Raw genomic sequence first — 16,640 nt, 5'->3', positions numbered from 1 at the left:
GAATGTCAAACTTGTTTTTTGGAATAAAATCTATTAGTTGTTTGAAAATCGGCTGACCGACAAACTTTTTTTCAATATCTTTGGAACTCATAAATTTTGTTTTTTGTCACTCAAAATGTATGAAAAAAAGGGCTTACTTTTAAAAGTAGCCCTTTCTGTTGAAAAATATTAATCGGTTAGTAGTGATTGTTTATTAAAACTCCAAATTCTCTAACCTTGTCCCAATCTGTATATTCGATTTTAGTTTTTGGATTGGTTGGTCCTTTTGTCATCCACATTATCAATTGAATCATTAATCTGTCGGTAAAGGGATATTTTTGATAGTCTAGTTTTCCTGCAAATACAGCAGATTTATTAGGGATCCAATCAATTTCTTTGAGAAATTTGATGAAATAAGGATTGGTTTCGGGCAAAGCTTTTTCCAATTTTCTCGCTACAAGATTTACCGAAAAGAAGGCGTTTTCGGTTTTATTAAGGTTTGCTTTGTTTTTGTTAATGAATTCGATAATTTTTGGATTATGCTTTCCGTAGCGAATACTTGCTCCAATAATGAACTTGTCAAAATCGGTTATTTCCTTGTCAAAATCTTCGATTGAGTACATTTCGACCGTATTGCCTTTTTCGACTAATATCTCTTTGAGGGCATTACAGATTTTCAAGGTTTGTCCATCTACAGTGGAGTATAGAATTCCGATTTTAGTTTTCATTTCGTATCAGTTTTGAGAAGCACTAATTTAAGGATAATTAATGGTCTTTTTTAATTATCTTTACAATATGAAGCTCGCTGATGAATATATTCTCTGTCAACCCGAAAAGTATCAATCAATAGTATTGCATTTGATAAGTATATTTGAACGAGAGTTGCCTGATTTGGAGCTGCTGTTCAAATGGGGTGTCCCTTATTTTTATTATAAGAAAAAGCCGTTTTGTTATTTGGCTCCCAATTATAAAAAAAACTTTATTGACGCCGGTTTTGCTAGAGGATTTCTATTAAAAAGAAACCAAGGCTATCTTGTTGACGAAAAAAGAAAAACCGTAAAATCACTTCGGTACTTTAGTTTAGAAGATATTGACAATGCTATTTTGGAAGATGTAATAAGGGAAGCTCAAAGTTTGTACCAATAAAAAAATCTCCCAAAGGAGATTTTTTTATTATGGTTTATTTTAAAGTTAGATCTTAAATATACCACCAAATGTAATTATTTTTTCAAAAAAGAAAAAGTGTTGTGATGCGGTATCATCAGCACTGATTGTTGTTCTTATGTCCGGCATGTTGATATAACCACCTTTTAATTCACCTTGCAAATAAAAATTTTTATAAAAGGTAAAATTTATTCCGGCTTTGAGCGATGTCCCATAACCCGAAACATGAAAATCATCATGGCGTTCTTTTCCTAAAACAGTTGCATTTGTTTTAGGGTATAAAAGTCCTGCACCTAAACCTTCAGTTAAATTAATTTGAATTTTATCTGTATTAGGCAAACTAAACCATTTCGAAATATCGTCATGTCTTGAAAATTCTGTATTGACGTAGTTCAAACCATCTGTGTGTTCGTAAATTAAAAAAGCAGGAATACCTGTCTGAGTAGTACCTTTCTCAAAACCACCTTCCTGAGCACCATTTTGAGAGAAATCTACAGGGGTATTATTATAAACTCCGTTGTAATAAGATCCAGATTGACCAGCAGGTAAATTAATATAACCACTTACGTTAGCAGTTTGATTTTGTGTGAATACATATTTCATATGATCAAAACCAATAGAAATACTATAATGATCCGTTATAAAGTAACCCATTTTGAAATTAGTTTGAGGAATGGTCAATTTATTTGGGTTAATATAGTCTATATGCCATCCTTTTGGTTTGTCATGTGCGGTTGCATTTTCAACTGTGAAATTATAGTCATTTCCTTTGAATGTAATATCTGATTTAGAAAATTTATCTCTATTTCCTCCCCAAGAAACAGTAAATTTTCCTTTGTTGTGAGCAGTATATCTTTTTTTTAAGATAGTGTTGTTTTGTGCAAATGTGTTAATTGGAATAAATAAAATTAGAAATGCGTATGCGGAATGTAAAAAATGATTGTTCAATGCTGCGTAAAATTAAAATTAATGATAGATTTAGGGTTGTTATAATGAAGACCAAATAGGTCAATGGAAATTCAAAGTGTTATTATTTTGTAAAAAAAATTAAAATGTATTTATGGTTTTTCTAATAGCAACTAATTTGGTCATTAAAGCTTCAAAATAGTCTAAATGCAACATATTGGCACCATCACTTTTTGCATTGGCTGGATCAAAATGAGTTTCTATGAAAATCCCATCTACACCAACAGCGATTCCGGCTTTGGCAATGGTTTCAATCATATCAGGTCTTCCGCCGGTAACACCAGCAGTTTGGTTGGGTTGCTGTAAAGAATGTGTGACGTCAAGGACTGTAGTTGCGTAGTGTTGCATCGTAGGAATTCCGCGGAAATCAACAATCATATCCTGATAGCCAAACATGGTTCCGCGATCTGTCACCATCACGTTTTGGTTGTTACAATCCAATACTTTTTGCACCGCATGTTTCATGCTTTCCGGACTCATAAATTGTCCTTTTTTCAGGTTGACTATTTTTCCTGTATTTGCAGCAGCCACAAGTAAATCAGTTTGGCGAACTAAGAAAGCGGGAATTTGTAATACATCAACATATTCGGCAGCCATGACCGCATCTTCATTGGTATGAATATCGGTAACGGTGGGAACTCCAAAAGTCTCAGAAACTTTTCTGAGAATTCGCAGTGCTTTTTCATCTCCAATTCCTGAGAAACTGTCAATTCTGGAGCGATTGGCTTTCTTGAATGAACCTTTAAAAACGAAAGGAATTTCTAATTTATCAGTAATTCCAATTAGTTTTTCGGCAATTCGCATCGCCATTTCTTCACCTTCAATTGCGCAAGGTCCTGCCAATAGAAAGAAGTTACCGTTATCAGTATGTTTTATTTGTGGAATATGTTGTATGTTCATAGTTAGATTTTTGAATGGGCAAAGATAGTCAGGATTTGTGATTTACTATTTATGATTTAGAATTAATTTTTCTTCAGGCTAAGTCCAAGTGGTACCATTAGAAGTCCTTTTTCATAAATATTTAAATAAAGTTTAACCGGATTTCGCTGCCCTTCCCAGCTTAATTGGTAAACATCGAGTAAACCGGCACCCATTTCGCTTCTTTTTGTTGGAAACGGGCAGCAGCTTTCTAATTTTGTATAGGTAATTTTTTCTCCATTTGGTCCAGCCAATGCATTGAGAAAACGCTCTTGATTAATGTTTCCGTTATTAGTGCCGCCATAATAAAATATATTGATAGGATAATCAGGGTTATAGCCGTATTTTTTGTCTTTGCTGAACTCTGTTATTATAAATGTATTGTTACTTCCCAATGTTGGAGTTGGAGCATTGTCATCTATGTTTTTTATAGTTGATTGGGTGCTTGTACAAGAAGTGATAATAATTAGTAGAGCAATAAAAGGTGCTATTTTTTTCATAATTATGATTTTTAGAATCTTAGACACATACAATTCTCAATGTAATTTAAACAGCAAATTTAAACTGTATTGCTGCCATAAACAACAATTATGCCTTAATAATTCTACTTTAATTCTGCTTTATAAATGTAGAATTATTATTTTCGCCAAATAAAAGAAATAGTATGGATTTTATTTTTCAAACCTGGCCTTGGTATGTTTCAGGATTTTTGATAGGAATGGTGATGCTTAACCTGATTTATTTTGGAAAAACTTTTGGCATGTCAACTAATTTACGTTCCTTATGTTCTATGTCAGGATTGGGAAAGAAAATAGGTTTTTTTAATTTTGATTGGAAAGCACAACGCTGGAATTTATTGGTCGTTTTAGGTGCTATGTTTGGTGGTTTTGTTGCAGTTCATTTTATGGGTGACGCTTCAAATGTTGTTATCAACGCAAAAACAATTGTACAGCTTAAACAACTTGGTATCGATGCTCCAAACGGGAAATTATTACCCGATGCTTTATTTGGAAATGCTATTTTTCAATCTCCCAAAAAGATTTTAATATTGATAATCGGAGGTGTTTTAATCGGTTTTGGGTCGCGTTATGCAGGCGGTTGTACATCTGGACATGCTATTTATGGTTTAAGCAGTTTTCAATTACCCTCTTTAAAAGCCGTAATTGGGTTTTTTATTGGGGGACTAATTATGACTCATTTTATTTTCCCCTTAATTTTTTAGTTATGAAGGCATTAAAATACATACTCGTCGGGATTGTTTTCGGGATTGTTTTGACAAAATCCGAAGCAGTTTCCTGGTACAGAATCTATGAAATGTTTGAATTTCAGTCGTTTCACATGTACGGAATAATTATGGTTGCCATTGCCACAGGAGTTGTGGGAATTCAAATTATAAAAAGAAAAAACATAAAAGATATCAAAGGATTGCCAATAGAAATTATCGATAAAGAACCAGGTTCTACTCGGTATTGGGTTGGTGGAATTTTCTTTGGATTGGGTTGGGCATTGGTTGGCTCTTGTCCTGGACCTATTTTTATATTAATTGGAGCTGGATTTTTGCCAATGATATTGGTACTTTTCGGAGCGCTTTTCGGAACTTTCCTTTACGGATTATTTAAAGATAAATTACCACATTAAAATTAAAAATCTATACTATTTCGGCACTTAATCCCGCTTCGAGTAATTGGGTGCATTGTGGTTTCAGTTGGTCATAACTACCAGTTTTTACAGTGCATTTCCCGTTATAATGTACAATCAATGAGCATTGTTCCGCCTGTTCAGGAGTGTGCTCACAAACCCTTATTAAGGTCTCAATTACATGGTCAAAAGTATTTACATCGTCATTAAAAACTATAATTTCGTTGTTTATGGATGTAGCTTGTTTTAAGCTAACTTTTTCTCTTATTTTTTCTTTTGTACTCATTTTTAGATAATTTTAGATGTTAAATAAAAATACAGATGGTTCTATTTAATTTTTTTAAAAACACAAAAAGTAAAATTTTGCTTCGTTTCAAAAGGTGTAATATGATCTTCAGTAATGCACTTTAATTTCTTGAAATTGTTTGAAAATTGATTTTCCAACTCCATTTCCGAGTATTGTTTGATATCTAATCCACTGCATTTTTTTGGTCCTTGGTCTGAAAAAGTTCCAATTACAAGAAAACCACCAACAAATTTTTTGGTGATTTCTACATACTTTTTTACTTGTTGCTCTGTCGTCAAAAAATGAAATGTGGCTCGGTCATGCCAAATATCATAAGTAGTTTCGGGCTTAAACTCGGTAACATCAGAAACAATCCAATTGACTTTTTCAGCATTTTTACCAAGTTTTTTTTTGGCTCTTTCTAATGCTTTTTCAGAAATATCCAAAACGGTTATGTTTTCATACCCTTCTTCCAATAAAAAATCAACTAATTTGCTGTCGCCACCACCAATATCAATGATTTTTGCCAACTTTCCTAAATGGGTTTCCCGAATAAAATCAAGCGAAGTTTTTGGATTTTCCTGTGTCCAGCTCACTTCGTTGGGTTGTTTGGTTTCATAAACCGTTTCCCAATGATTTTTTCTGTTAATTTCCATTTTTCTATTTTCGAATACTAATTTACATATTTTAAGGATACCCAATTATTTCTTTCGAACTTTTTAGCATAAGTTAGTCCTTTTTCGGTGCAAGAAGCATCTATAAACGGAATGTCTTCTTCGTAAAAACCACTTAATAATAGGGTTCCTTTTGGATTTAGACAATCCACATAACTTTGCATATCGTTCAACAAAATGTTTCTGTTGATATTGGCAATTACCAAATCATATTTTTTATCTTGTAACAAAGCAGCATCGCCTTCATAAACGGAAATATGCTTGCAATTATTACGTCCAGCATTTTCGATAGAATTTAAATAACACCAGTTGTCAATGTCAATGGCATCAATAGGTTCAGCGCCTTTCATTTCGGCTAAGATTGCCAAGATTGCTGTTCCGCAACCCATATCCAGAGTTTTCATTCCGGCTACATCCATTTCTAATAAATGCTGGATCATCATGTGTGTCGTTTCGTGATGACCGGTTCCAAAACTCATTTTGGGTTCGATTACAATGTCAAATTCAGCATCTGTTTTTGAGTGAAAAGGAGCGCGAACGTGGCAATTTCCATCAACATCTATGGGTTCAAAATTCTTTTCCCATTCTTCGTTCCAGTTGACTTGGTCGATTTCTTCGATTTTATATGAAATGGTAAATTCTGGAGAGTTCAAAATGAATAAATCATCAAGAATTCCTTCTGTATAAAATTCTTTTTGAATATAGGCAACAATTCCCAAATCACTGTCGATAAAGCTTTCAAAAGGAAGTTCTCCTAGTTCAGCAATAAGAATTTCAGAACCTAACTCTTTTGGTTCAACCGTAAAATGGAAGCCTAAATATATATTTGACATAAGTTTTATTTTTTGCAAAGGTAATGAAAAAGTTGGCAGTGGTCAGTTTGCAGTTTGCAGAAGACATAATACAAAATACATTTCATAAGAAGTTTTAAAGGATATTCGAAATCTTGGTCCAAAAGGAATTTCTCGTGTAACAAAAATCTATTGAAGGAAAATTAATTTGTTTAAATATTTATTAAATCGATTAGATAATTCTATTTTTGCACAACAACACGCAACATAATGTATAAACTTCTTATTCGTCCGATTCTTTTTAGTTTTGACCCCGAAAAAGTTCATTATTTTACTTTTTCACTCATTCGAAATTTATCCAAAATACCTGGAATTTCATCTCTTTTTAAATTGATTTATAATATCAATGACAAACGACTAGAGACCGAAGTTTTTGGGTTGAAGTTCAAAAACCGTGTTGGGTTGGCCGCTGGTTTTGATAAAGACGCCACTTTATATAAAGAGTTATCCAATTTTGGTTTTGGATTCATCGAAATTGGAACAGTAACACCAAAAGGGCAAGAAGGCAATCCCAAAAAGCGGATATTTCGTTTAGTGGAAGACAGCGCCATCATCAATAGGATGGGATTTAACAATGGAGGAGTTTTGGAGGCAGTAGAACGATTAAAGAAAAATAATGGAGTATTAATTGGCGGAAACATTGGTAAAAATAAGTTGACTCCAAATGAAGATGCGACTTCCGATTACCTTATTTGTTTTGATGCCCTATTTGATTATGTCGATTATTTTGTGGTAAATGTAAGTTCTCCAAATACACCAAATCTTCGTGAGCTTCAGGAAAAAGAGCCTTTGAAACAATTATTGCAAACATTGCAGAATCAGAATTTGGTTATGCCAAAGCAAAAACCAATCCTGTTGAAAATTGCTCCCGATTTGACCGATTCCCAATTACTTGACATCATCGATATTGTAAAGGAAACCAAAATTGCCGGAGTTATCGCCACCAATACTACGTTGTCACGTGAAGGATTACACTCTGAAAACAAAATAGAAACCGGCGGAATGTCAGGAAAGCCATTAAAAAATCGTTCGACCGAAGTGATCCGTTTTCTTTCCGAAAAGAGCAACAAAGCATTCCCGATAATTGGAGTAGGAGGAATCCATTCAGCAAAAGATGCAATAGAGAAATTGGAAGCTGGAGCCAGTTTAATCCAACTTTATACTGGTTTTATCTACGAAGGACCAGGATTGATAAAGGAAATTAATAAAGCAATTTTAAAAAAACTTTAAACTTTAAGACTTTAAACTTTCTTATATTTGGGCTTCTATGGAAGCAATAAAAATTATAGAATGTCCACGTGATGCAATGCAAGGAATAAAGACATTTATTCCTACGGCAAATAAAGTGACTTACATTCAATCGTTGCTTCGGGTAGGTTTTGACACCATAGATTTTGGGAGTTTTGTTTCGCCCAAAGCCATTCCGCAAATGCAGGATACCGCCGAAGTATTGGCACAACTTGATCTTTCTCAAACCCGAAGTAAATTATTGGCCATAATTGCTAATACACAAGGCGCAATCGCTGCTTGTCAACATCAACCTATTCAATATTTAGGTTTTCCCTTTTCGATTTCCGAGAATTTCCAAATGCGGAATACACACAAAACCATTGCTGAATCATTAGTAACTTTGCAGGAAATTCTGGAAATTGCAGATAAAAGCAATAAAGAAGTCGTGGCTTATCTTTCGATGGGGTTCGGGAATCCTTATGGTGATCCTTGGAGTATGGAAATTGTGGGCGAATGGACCGAAAAACTATCTGATATGGGCGTAAAAATCCTTTCACTTTCGGATACTGTTGGAAGTTCAACACCCGATGTGATTCAGTATTTGTTTTCTCATTTAATACCTAAATATCCCAATATTGAATTTGGTGCCCATTTGCACACTACGCCAGATAAATGGTTTGAGAAAATTGACTCTGCCTACAATGCTGGTTGTCGACGTTTTGACGGCGCCATTCAAGGTTTTGGTGGTTGCCCAATGGCGAGAGATGTTTTAACGGGAAATATGCCTACTGAGAAATTAGTTTCCTATTTTACTACAAAAAAAGAAAACACAAATATTAGCGCAATGAGTTTTGAAAGCAGTTATAATGAAGCCTCAAAATTATTTGGCACCTTTCATTAAAAAACATTAATGTCCGATAAAAAATAAAAACGGCTTTTTCTATTTTTCATTTAATTGTTATTCAGTTGTTTAATTTTTAAAAACCTCTCGTTTCTTAAAACAAGGTGTCAAAAAAATGATAGTTGTTCTATTTCAGCTTTATCAATAATCCAGTCTTTTTCAGGGTTTTCTAAAAATTTCATCAAATGGATATAATTGAAAAGATGGATTTTACAAAAACTAACCAAGTTTGAAAAAGCCCAACTTCTTTTTAACCTCTTTTTTATCACAGCGATAAGTAAATTGACAATTAAAACACAATATATCTGAATTTTGATGGCGTTTTCATTATCTCCTAAAAAATATCTCAGCGGATAATTTTGCTTTAACTGTTTAAAAAGCAATTCGATTTGCCATCTTATTTTGTACAAAGCTGCTATTAAATCAGCTCTTAACTCAAATAAATTTGTGATAAATTCAAATTCTCTTTTGTTTTATCGGTCATAAAATTTTACTTTTCTGACTTTTAACTTTGAGGATTCTTTTCCTTCCCTAACCTCTATTTCAATAATTTCATCCGACAAAACACCGCTATGAATTTCATCTGAAACTTCTTTTACTGTAACAATATCATAATTTGCATTGTCTTTTATTCGAGTTACAAATCCTGTTTCTTTGTCTGTAAAATGCTTGAAAGCCTTGTAATCATTATAACCTTTATCAAAAACATAAATGGTATTGTCATCGCATTTTAGCTTTTCTAAAAAATTATGGTCGTGAGTTGTCGCTGGGCTAAACCACACTAAACTTGGCACTTTTTCATCTGCATTAATTACCGTATGAACTTTAATTCCGCCTTTTCTTTTACCGTCTTTTGACTTTCTTCCAACACAACTCAAAATATCTTTAAACAAACTAATTGTTGTGCTATCGACTATTTTAACCTGCTTTTTTAGAACATCTTGAATTCGGCTGTCCGACAAAACCGAACCATACTCGAACAACAACTTATTATAGATATCTTCAAAAAAATCAATCTTTCTATTCTTGTTTGCATCTGATAAAGTGCTTCGTTTTGGAATATGACTCAACTGAAAACTTTCTGTTTTACCAGACAATCCAAGCATTGCTCCAGATACTTCTCGAAGTGAATTACACTTGGCAAAAGAACAAAATAGCATACTTATCAGATGGTCTTTACTCTTAAAACGCTTTACATATCTATCTGAATCGTTCTTTTTGACCGCATCTTTTATAATTTTATCGTCAATTAAAGAAATCAGCTGTCCGAAAACAGATTTACTGGAAAAATAATTACTTTTACTCATCGTTTTTTGTCTTTTGCAAAACCAAATTACGATTTTAATTGAGAAGCCATTTTTATGGCTTCTTTTTTATTTACTTTTATCGGACAACAATGTTTATTAATCATTGAGTTTAGTAATAAAACCAAAACAAATCACTTATTTTTGTTTTTCAATTCGATACTTTAAAAAATATGAAAAACGTTTTATTTCTTCTCTCCATTTTCGCTTTAGCAACATTGCAAGCACAAGAAAACAAGGTCAATTTATTAATAGGAACCTATACCAATAGTTGCGACAACAAGGGAATTTATGTTTATGAATTTGATTCAAATACGGGAGATTTTAATTTTAAAAATGCTACTGAAAATGTAGTAAATCCTAGTTATTTAACGGTTTCCAATGATAAACGATTTGTCTATTCGGTAAACGAAAACGGTCAAAAAAGTACTATTAGCGCTTTTGGATTTAATCCAAAAGATGGGAAACTCGACTTCATCAACGTCCAAGATTCAAAAGGTGCTGATCCTTGTTACATTATAAATGATGATAAAAATGTGATTGTGGCCAATTATTCTGGCGGGAATATTTCAGTTTTTAGTAAAAATAGTAATGGAAGCCTTACCGAAGCTAAACAAGTTTCGCAACACTTTGGAAATGGAATTAATGTAAAAAGACAAGCAAGTCCACACGTGCATATGGTTTGTTTTTCGCCTGACAAAAAATATGTTTTGGCCAATGATTTAGGTACTGACAAGGTTTATATTTACCAATACAATCCGAACGGTGGTAATGAAATTTTAAAATTAAAAAGTACGATTTCAGTCAATCCTGGTGGCGGACCAAGGCATTTGACTTTTAGTAAAGATGGAAAATTTGTCTACTTATTACAGGAATTAGACGGAAAGGTAGCTGTTTTTAGGTATTCAAACGGAACATTGAAAAAGATTGATGAGGCTAGCATTTTATCAGAAGATTTCAGGGGAACATATACTGCTGCCGATATTCATATTTCGCCTGATGGTAAATTTTTATATGCAACAAACAGAAAAGAAGCTAATCAAATTTCAATCTTTAAAATACTAAAAGGCGGAAAATTAAAATTTGAAGGACGTAATAGTACTTTAGGAGATGGGCCTCGAAATTTTGTCATTGACCCAACAGGAAATTTTCTTTTGGTGGCACATCAATATACAAATGAGATAGTGATTTTTAAAAGAAATAAAACCACCGGAGTCCTAACAGATACTGGGAAACGAATTGCTTTATGCTCACCTGTCTGTTTGGTTTTTGGAAAATAGGTATCAGTTTTATTAGCAGTTTTCAGTATTTATTGCTACTGAAAACTGCTATTAAAAACTATTTTTTATCCTTGCGTTTCTTCGCTTGGTTTTTCAGCATATTTCTGTTGACAGAACCGTGCGTTTTTTTCTTGGTTACTCCAGGTCCGCCTAAATTGACTTTTTTATTCTTTTTACTTTTCTCTTGAAAAGCGCCATCACCATCCAATTTTTGTTTTTTCATTAAAAACTTAATCGGTTGTCGGTCTTTTTCAGGTTCGATTAGTTTTAATGAAATTTCTACTGTTTCAGGAAATGTCTCGATTGGCAATTCCATATCCATTAATAATTCAATGGCAAATTTTGATTCTTCTTCACGAGGCGTGATGAAACTGATTGCTGCTCCTGTAGCATCCGCACGACCGGTTCTACCTATACGGTGCATATACAATTCAGGTAGCTCAGGCATTTCGAAGTTGATTACATGCGTAATATTCGAAATATCCAAACCTCTCGCCATAATATCAGTGGTGATTAATCCACGAAGATTTCCTTCCTGAAAAGAAGCCATCGTACTCAAACGATAATTCTGTGATTTATTCGAGTGAATTACACCAAATTGTCCATCAAAATCCTCTTCAATTCGTTCGTGAACCATATCCGAAATCTTCTTATTGTTTACAAAAACCAAGACACGACTCATATCTTCATTGGTTTGCAATAGGTGTTTCAGAAGATTAATTTTGGTATTAAAGTTGGTAACGTTATACGTAATTTGCGTGATGTTTTCCAACGGTGTTCCTGATGCCGAAAGTGTAACTTCTTCAGGATAATTAAAGTAGTCGTTTAAAACTTTGTCAACTTCATCCGTCATAGTGGCAGAAAAAAGGATGTTTTGACGCTTCTTAGGCATCATTGCCAACAAAGCGGTCAATTGGGTGCGAAATCCTAAATTTAGCATTTCGTCGAATTCATCAATAACTAATTTTTGAGTTTCATCAAAACGAACCACATTGTCAAGAGCCAAATCCATTGTTCTTCCGGGAGTTCCCACTAGAATATCGGTGCCTTGATAAACAGCTGTTTTTTGAGTATTGATGTTCACACCGCCAAAAATTCCGATAGTTCTAACGGACATATATTTAGTCAATTTTTCTACTTCTTCTACCACTTGAACCACTAATTCCCGTGTTGGAACAAGAATGACAATTTTTGGAGTATGAGTAGGAGTGAACTTATATAATTTTAATAATGGCAAAAGATAAGCGAATGTTTTACCCGTTCCGGTTTGCGCAATTCCCATCATATCACGACCAGACATAATAACAGAAAAAGTCTTTTCTTGTATGGGAGTTGGTGATACGATTCCTAAATCATCGATTGCTTTTTGTACAGATTTTGGAAGATTAAATTGTTCGAAAGTGGTCATAAAACGTAAATTTTGTGCAAAGGTACGCTTTTTTTAGGCATGCATAAACTTACTTATACAATGGCTTCATTTTTAACGAATAACAATAAACTTTATCTAGACAAAACGTTTAACTCTTAATACTAATTCTATTGGATTAAAAGGTTTGGCTATAAAATCATCTACACCAAGTTTAAACCCTTCAATAACGGTTTGATCTTCTTTGCCTAAAGCTGAAACTATGATGATTGGAATAGTAGGATGGTTTTTTTTCACATAAGCCGTAATTTCTAAGCCTGATTTATATGGCATCATTATGTCTGTTATAATTAGATCAGGTTTAACAATTGAAATTTCTTCAATCCCTTGATTACCATCTTTTGCTATATAAATTTCATAACCTTCTTTTTTTAAAATAAATTCTAAAATTTTGATTATTAAATTATCATCTTCAATTATTAATATTTTTTTCATAAGTGTTTTTTTTTAAAATTAATTAATATGCATTAAAATTTATATTGGATTGAAAAAAATAAGTTAAATTCATTTTGAAATTTGTTTGGAATATATTCCTGGTGATTGAGCGAAGCTTGAAATCCTGTAATGAAATGTTGGTATAAAAGTTTATTATACCCAGCTCCAATTCGATAAGAATTTAAAGAAACTCTTTGTTGCAATTGTTCTTGCATTATTCTTTCATCAGGTGAAGTTCCATATCCAGTAGTAAAAGAAGCATAATCATATCTTGTGTTTAAGTAATATCTTGTAGTGAACGTAATAGCCGGATGAATTTTGTCGGAATCAGATTGTATATACGTTCTAAGATTTAACCAGTATGGACCTAGATATTTTCCAATGCCAATAACACTTGAATACAAATCTTTATTAATTGTTTGTGAATATCGCATTCCAATATCGGCTTCCCAACCTTTGTTGAAATTATGAAAATAAGAGTAAGCAAGTCTAATTTCAGGAAATACTATATCATTGCTGTAAGCTATATCGGTATAGGAATAGCTTTTTTTATTGTTTTTAAAATAGGTTTCTAATTCATATTGAACACCGGAATTGATACTGCTTCCAGAAGCACGTCTATCGGCATAATTTATTCTCCCAATTAAAGTGACTTTTTTTCTTTCCCTAACATATTGCAATCCAATTAAATGCCATGGGCCAATTCCACTTCTGTTAATTGCAGTATAGTTGTAATTTATCCCAAACCGATCAGAAATGGATTTTAATTTCAAATCAATTAATTGTTGTTGTAAATCAGTGTCTAATGGATATTTTTTTGTTAAAAAAGTTAAAAAGGAATATGACTTGTCTTCATCATTTTCTATATTGATAGCTTGAAGTTTTAAGAAATAAAAATCTTTTTCTTCGGGATAGTAAGTCAGCCCTTTATCAATTACCGTTATTGCATTAGGCGCATTTTTTTCTTCAATTTCAAGTTTTGCCAAATAGGTAAATGCCTCCTTGTATTTTGGGTTTTTATCTATTACGTGATTAAAAGAGATTCGGGAACTATCTATTTTTTTAGTAATCATATAACTTCTGCCTAAAGCAACATAAAAGTCTAAATAATTAGGAGAAATTTTAATGCCTAATTGAGCCAATTGTATCGCCTTTGGATAGTTTTTGGAAGTGTTTAGTTCGTAATAAGTTTTTACTAACAAGCTGTCGGTATCAATTTTTTGCGCAAAAATTGTTGTACCTAGAATAAAATTAAAAGAAATAATTAGTATTAATTTTTTCATAATTGTTGATTTGAAGCATTAAATCCTTGTCTTGTCTGAACTCCCCAACTTTGTTCTTTTTGTCTAAAAAAATGCCAATAACCTTTCAGTGAAGCAAACACATTTATTGGGTGAAAAACAAACGGCTCAATAAAGACCATTGCTATTAATATGAGAACTTCTTTAATACCTGTATAATGTTTGTAAATTAATTGATCCAAAAAAACGGATATTAGTGTAATTGATATGTAAAAAAAATAAACACTTAAGCTAGTGAAAAATAAAAAATCATAATTTACTTCAAAGAATATGATGTCAATTCCAAGAACTATTAAACCAAGAACTTCAAGAATTGGAACAGCAAATTCATAAAATATGAAATAAGGGAAAATGATAAAACCAGTTTTACCATATTTTGGGTTGAAAACTATATTTTTATGTAAATACAATGTTTGAATTAATCCTCTTCCCCATCTAACTCGCTGTCTAAGAAATATGGTCATACTGCTTGGAACCTCTGTCCAACATAGTGATTCTGGAATATAAATAATTAAAAATTTTTCTTTTTTATCATGCATAAATTTTCTCATTCGTGTAATGAGTTCCATATCTTCACCAAGGGATTTATGCCAGTAACCACCTGCATCAATCACCGTTTGCTTATCAAACATTCCCAAGCCTCCCGAAACTAATAATAAACCGTTTATTTTACTCCAAGCCATTCTGCCAAACAAAAACGAACGGATGTATTCCAATTCTTGAAAACGAGCGAAAAAGTTGTCTGGATAATGAGATTTGTAGAGCATTCCATCTTTAAATTCACATGAGTTTGAAATTCTTATCGCTGCTCCAGTGGCAATTACTTTTTCAGTATTTTCAATAAAAGGTTTTACGAGCATAGAAATCGTGTCTTTCCTTAAAATGCAATCAACATCAGTACATATAAAAAGACCGTATTTGGCTGAATTAATGCCTGCATTTGAAGCGTCAGCTTTACTTTTTCCGTTTATCTTATCTACCACTAGGAGCTTCGAATAAATAGGATTCGTAGATTTATAATGTCCTCTAACTAGTTGGGTCGGTATTTTTTCTTGATAAAAAAAGTCTACTTTTTGAAGACTAAACTCTTTAATTAGTAGTTCAAGTGTGTTATCAGTACTTCCATCATTGACGATAACCACTTCAAATTTTGGATATTCTTGAAACAGTAATGATTTAACATTATAAACTATAGTAGTTGATTCGTTGAATGCCGGCGCAACAATAGAAACACCAAGGGAATGATTAGATTTAACCAATACTTCTTTAAGTAAGAAGTATTTAGAATTATAGTATCTTTTGATTGCAATCCAAGAAAGTATGGCTAAAAAAAGATAAAATAATATATAACTGTTTGAATAAAAACCAATGGTGGTCTCGTATGTGATTAAAAAACTTTCTAGTCTGTTCAATTTAAATAAGGATTTGTAACGTGTAAAAGAATTCTATTTATTATGTCATTTTCAATTTTATTCTCGATTTTGAAATTTTTAAAAAAAGTTCTGTCGATAGAGTTGATAGCGTTTACCATTTCGAATTTTATTTCCAGATCCTTTTCTTTCAATAAAAAAGGGGATAAAAAATTAATGGTTTCATGATTTCCAATAACTCCAAATGTTTTTAGTAAAGAAATCTTATTTCGCTTATTATTTTCTTTTAAATAATGATTTATTAAAATAAAATTTGACTCAGTAATATATAAATATCTAATAGCTAACAAAGTTTCTTTTCGAACCATTTCATCAGGATTATTTAACAAAAAACTAATTTGAGTATTGGTTAACTGTTCTCTATAACGAACCATTAATTTAATTCCCAATTTTACTATGGAGTTGTTTGTAGAATCTATCCAATCTTCAATTTTTTTTGGCAAACTTGATTTTTTATTATAAATAATATCCAAAATTTTAATTTCATCAGCCTGAGATATTTTTTTTTGATAATTTGCCAAAAGTTCAAACTTCTCATCAGAAAGAATAATCATCGCAATTAGTGCATTTGAATTTAAAAATTTATTTTTATGGTTGTTTACGTATGGCCTTATGTAGCCTGTTTTAATTTTGTATTCCAAAATTTGATAATGATAAATCCCTAACAATTTATTATTCCATCTTTTATTTAGAATTAGTTTTTTACTGTAATGATGAAATCCAAAATTTTTATAAATTATTAATCACTACTAACCGATTAATATTTTTAAACAGAAAGGGCTACTTTTAAAAGTAAGCCCTTTTTTTCATATATTTTGAGTGACAAAAAACAAAATTTATGAGTTCCAAAGATATTG

The 16,640-nt window shown here is 32.2% G+C and carries 18 protein-coding genes and 1 pseudogene; 6 read left to right on the top strand and 13 right to left on the bottom strand.

The window, feature by feature from the left end; translation table 11 throughout:
* Positions 1-176: 176 nt before the first annotated feature.
* Positions 177-707: a menaquinone-dependent protoporphyrinogen IX dehydrogenase gene (gene hemG / locus IR213_RS15065; RefSeq protein ID WP_194313127.1), complete on the bottom strand. Its 531-nt coding sequence runs from the start codon at positions 705-707 to the stop codon at positions 177-179.
* Positions 708-774: 67 nt separating this feature from the next.
* On the opposite strand from hemG, the gene IR213_RS15060 reads away from it, so the two are divergent.
* Positions 775-1,125 carry a DUF1801 domain-containing protein gene (locus IR213_RS15060; protein ID WP_194313126.1) on the top strand — a complete coding sequence of 117 codons (351 nt, stop codon included), beginning with the start codon at positions 775-777 and terminating at the stop codon, positions 1,123-1,125.
* 45 nt (positions 1,126-1,170) lie between these two features.
* Here the strand turns inward: IR213_RS15060 and IR213_RS15055 are convergent, their stop codons facing one another.
* The 3 genes from IR213_RS15055 to IR213_RS15045 form a co-directional block, all read right to left on the bottom strand.
* Positions 1,171-2,091 (bottom strand): hypothetical protein, encoded by a 921-nt coding sequence (locus tag IR213_RS15055; RefSeq protein WP_194313125.1) that lies wholly within the window; start codon positions 2,089-2,091, stop codon positions 1,171-1,173.
* Between the two features lie 99 nt (positions 2,092-2,190).
* A complete protein-coding gene (kdsA, locus tag IR213_RS15050; protein ID WP_194313124.1) occupies positions 2,191-3,009 on the bottom strand; it encodes a 3-deoxy-8-phosphooctulonate synthase in 819 nt (272 codons plus the stop codon).
* Between the two features lie 62 nt (positions 3,010-3,071).
* Entirely contained in the window at positions 3,072-3,527 is a 456-nt protein-coding gene (locus IR213_RS15045; RefSeq protein ID WP_194313123.1) for a 2-dehydro-3-deoxyphosphooctonate aldolase, read from the bottom strand.
* Between the two features lie 164 nt (positions 3,528-3,691).
* On the opposite strand from IR213_RS15045, the gene IR213_RS15040 reads away from it, so the two are divergent.
* Both IR213_RS15040 and IR213_RS15035 read left to right on the top strand, forming a co-directional pair.
* Complete coding sequence (locus tag IR213_RS15040; RefSeq protein ID WP_194313122.1) at positions 3,692-4,249, top strand: YeeE/YedE family protein; 558 nt, start codon at positions 3,692-3,694, stop codon at positions 4,247-4,249.
* A gap of 2 nt (positions 4,250-4,251) precedes the next feature.
* Positions 4,252-4,665 (top strand): DUF6691 family protein, encoded by a 414-nt coding sequence (locus IR213_RS15035; RefSeq protein WP_194313121.1) that lies wholly within the window; start codon positions 4,252-4,254, stop codon positions 4,663-4,665.
* A 10-nt stretch (positions 4,666-4,675) separates the two neighbouring features.
* On the opposite strand, the gene IR213_RS15030 is transcribed toward IR213_RS15035, so the two are convergent.
* From IR213_RS15030 to prmA, 3 genes are read right to left on the bottom strand one after another with little or no spacing between them, the layout of a single operon-like run.
* Positions 4,676-4,951: an ATP-dependent Clp protease adaptor ClpS gene (locus tag IR213_RS15030; RefSeq protein WP_194313120.1), complete on the bottom strand. Its 276-nt coding sequence runs from the start codon at positions 4,949-4,951 to the stop codon at positions 4,676-4,678.
* Between the two features lie 41 nt (positions 4,952-4,992).
* On the bottom strand, positions 4,993-5,607 hold the full coding sequence (locus tag IR213_RS15025; protein WP_194313119.1) for a class I SAM-dependent methyltransferase: 615 nt from the start codon (positions 5,605-5,607) through the stop codon (positions 4,993-4,995).
* Positions 5,608-5,624: 17 nt separating this feature from the next.
* A complete protein-coding gene (gene prmA / locus IR213_RS15020; RefSeq protein WP_194313118.1) occupies positions 5,625-6,458 on the bottom strand; it encodes a 50S ribosomal protein L11 methyltransferase in 834 nt (277 codons plus the stop codon).
* A gap of 228 nt (positions 6,459-6,686) precedes the next feature.
* On the opposite strand from prmA, the gene IR213_RS15015 reads away from it, so the two are divergent.
* Together IR213_RS15015 and IR213_RS15010 are read left to right on the top strand one after the other, a co-directional pair.
* Positions 6,687-7,706 (top strand): quinone-dependent dihydroorotate dehydrogenase, encoded by a 1,020-nt coding sequence (locus IR213_RS15015; RefSeq protein ID WP_194313117.1) that lies wholly within the window; start codon positions 6,687-6,689, stop codon positions 7,704-7,706.
* A 37-nt stretch (positions 7,707-7,743) separates the two neighbouring features.
* Complete coding sequence (locus IR213_RS15010) at positions 7,744-8,607, top strand: hydroxymethylglutaryl-CoA lyase (RefSeq protein ID WP_194313116.1); 864 nt, start codon at positions 7,744-7,746, stop codon at positions 8,605-8,607.
* Positions 8,608-8,714: 107 nt separating this feature from the next.
* Here the strand turns inward: IR213_RS15010 and IR213_RS15005 are convergent.
* Positions 8,715-9,914 (bottom strand): annotated as a pseudogene (locus IR213_RS15005) (IS4 family transposase).
* Between the two features lie 170 nt (positions 9,915-10,084).
* On the opposite strand from IR213_RS15005, the gene IR213_RS15000 reads away from it, so the two are divergent.
* Entirely contained in the window at positions 10,085-11,191 is a 1,107-nt protein-coding gene (locus IR213_RS15000) for a lactonase family protein (RefSeq protein ID WP_194313115.1), read from the top strand.
* 58 nt (positions 11,192-11,249) lie between these two features.
* On the opposite strand, the gene IR213_RS14995 is transcribed toward IR213_RS15000, so the two are convergent.
* The 5 genes from IR213_RS14995 to IR213_RS14975 form a co-directional block, all read right to left on the bottom strand.
* Positions 11,250-12,599, bottom strand: a complete 1,350-nt coding sequence (locus tag IR213_RS14995) for a DEAD/DEAH box helicase (protein ID WP_194313114.1) — start codon at positions 12,597-12,599, stop codon at positions 11,250-11,252.
* Positions 12,600-12,695: 96 nt separating this feature from the next.
* Positions 12,696-13,052: a response regulator transcription factor gene (locus tag IR213_RS14990; protein ID WP_194313113.1), complete on the bottom strand. Its 357-nt coding sequence runs from the start codon at positions 13,050-13,052 to the stop codon at positions 12,696-12,698.
* 32 nt (positions 13,053-13,084) lie between these two features.
* The gene (locus IR213_RS14985) at positions 13,085-14,335 is read right to left on the bottom strand and encodes a YaiO family outer membrane beta-barrel protein (RefSeq protein WP_194313112.1); all 1,251 of its coding nucleotides are present in this window, start codon (positions 14,333-14,335) and stop codon (positions 13,085-13,087) included.
* Entirely contained in the window at positions 14,332-15,765 is a 1,434-nt protein-coding gene (locus IR213_RS14980) for a glycosyltransferase family 2 protein (RefSeq protein WP_194313111.1), read from the bottom strand. The genes IR213_RS14985 and IR213_RS14980 overlap by 4 nt, the downstream gene beginning before the upstream one ends.
* Positions 15,762-16,424, bottom strand: a complete 663-nt coding sequence (locus IR213_RS14975; RefSeq protein ID WP_194313110.1) for a hypothetical protein — start codon at positions 16,422-16,424, stop codon at positions 15,762-15,764. The genes IR213_RS14980 and IR213_RS14975 overlap by 4 nt, the downstream gene beginning before the upstream one ends.
* Positions 16,425-16,640: the final 216 nt, after the last annotated feature.

The sequence above is a fragment of the Flavobacterium soyangense genome, from assembly GCF_015277675.1.
GTDB lineage: Bacteria > Bacteroidota > Bacteroidia > Flavobacteriales > Flavobacteriaceae > Flavobacterium > Flavobacterium soyangense.
Note: the sequence above shows the minus strand (reverse complement) of the source record. Positions and strands in the feature narration are given on the sequence as shown.

Excerpts from the sequence above, each read along its gene's own strand:
- IR213_RS15025 (WP_194313119.1), bottom strand. The coding sequence starts at position 5,607 with ATGGAAATTAACAGAAAAAATCATTGGGAAACGGTTTATGAAACCAAA.
- IR213_RS15030 (WP_194313120.1), bottom strand. The coding sequence starts at position 4,951 with ATGAGTACAAAAGAAAAAATAAGAGAAAAAGTTAGCTTAAAACAAGCT.
- IR213_RS15015 (WP_194313117.1), top strand. The coding sequence starts at position 6,687 with ATGTATAAACTTCTTATTCGTCCGATTCTTTTTAGTTTTGACCCCGAA.
- IR213_RS14995 (WP_194313114.1), bottom strand. The coding sequence starts at position 12,599 with ATGACCACTTTCGAACAATTTAATCTTCCAAAATCTGTACAAAAAGCA.
- IR213_RS15040 (WP_194313122.1), top strand. The coding sequence starts at position 3,692 with ATGGATTTTATTTTTCAAACCTGGCCTTGGTATGTTTCAGGATTTTTG.
- IR213_RS15045 (WP_194313123.1), bottom strand. The coding sequence starts at position 3,527 with ATGAAAAAAATAGCACCTTTTATTGCTCTACTAATTATTATCACTTCT.
- kdsA (WP_194313124.1), bottom strand. The coding sequence starts at position 3,009 with ATGAACATACAACATATTCCACAAATAAAACATACTGATAACGGTAAC.
- IR213_RS15035 (WP_194313121.1), top strand. The coding sequence starts at position 4,252 with ATGAAGGCATTAAAATACATACTCGTCGGGATTGTTTTCGGGATTGTT.
- IR213_RS15060 (WP_194313126.1), top strand. The coding sequence starts at position 775 with ATGAAGCTCGCTGATGAATATATTCTCTGTCAACCCGAAAAGTATCAA.
- IR213_RS15010 (WP_194313116.1), top strand. The coding sequence starts at position 7,744 with ATGGAAGCAATAAAAATTATAGAATGTCCACGTGATGCAATGCAAGGA.
- IR213_RS15000 (WP_194313115.1), top strand. The coding sequence starts at position 10,085 with ATGAAAAACGTTTTATTTCTTCTCTCCATTTTCGCTTTAGCAACATTG.
- prmA (WP_194313118.1), bottom strand. The coding sequence starts at position 6,458 with ATGTCAAATATATATTTAGGCTTCCATTTTACGGTTGAACCAAAAGAG.
- hemG (WP_194313127.1), bottom strand. The coding sequence starts at position 707 with ATGAAAACTAAAATCGGAATTCTATACTCCACTGTAGATGGACAAACC.
- IR213_RS14985 (WP_194313112.1), bottom strand. The coding sequence starts at position 14,335 with ATGAAAAAATTAATACTAATTATTTCTTTTAATTTTATTCTAGGTACA.
- IR213_RS14990 (WP_194313113.1), bottom strand. The coding sequence starts at position 13,052 with ATGAAAAAAATATTAATAATTGAAGATGATAATTTAATAATCAAAATT.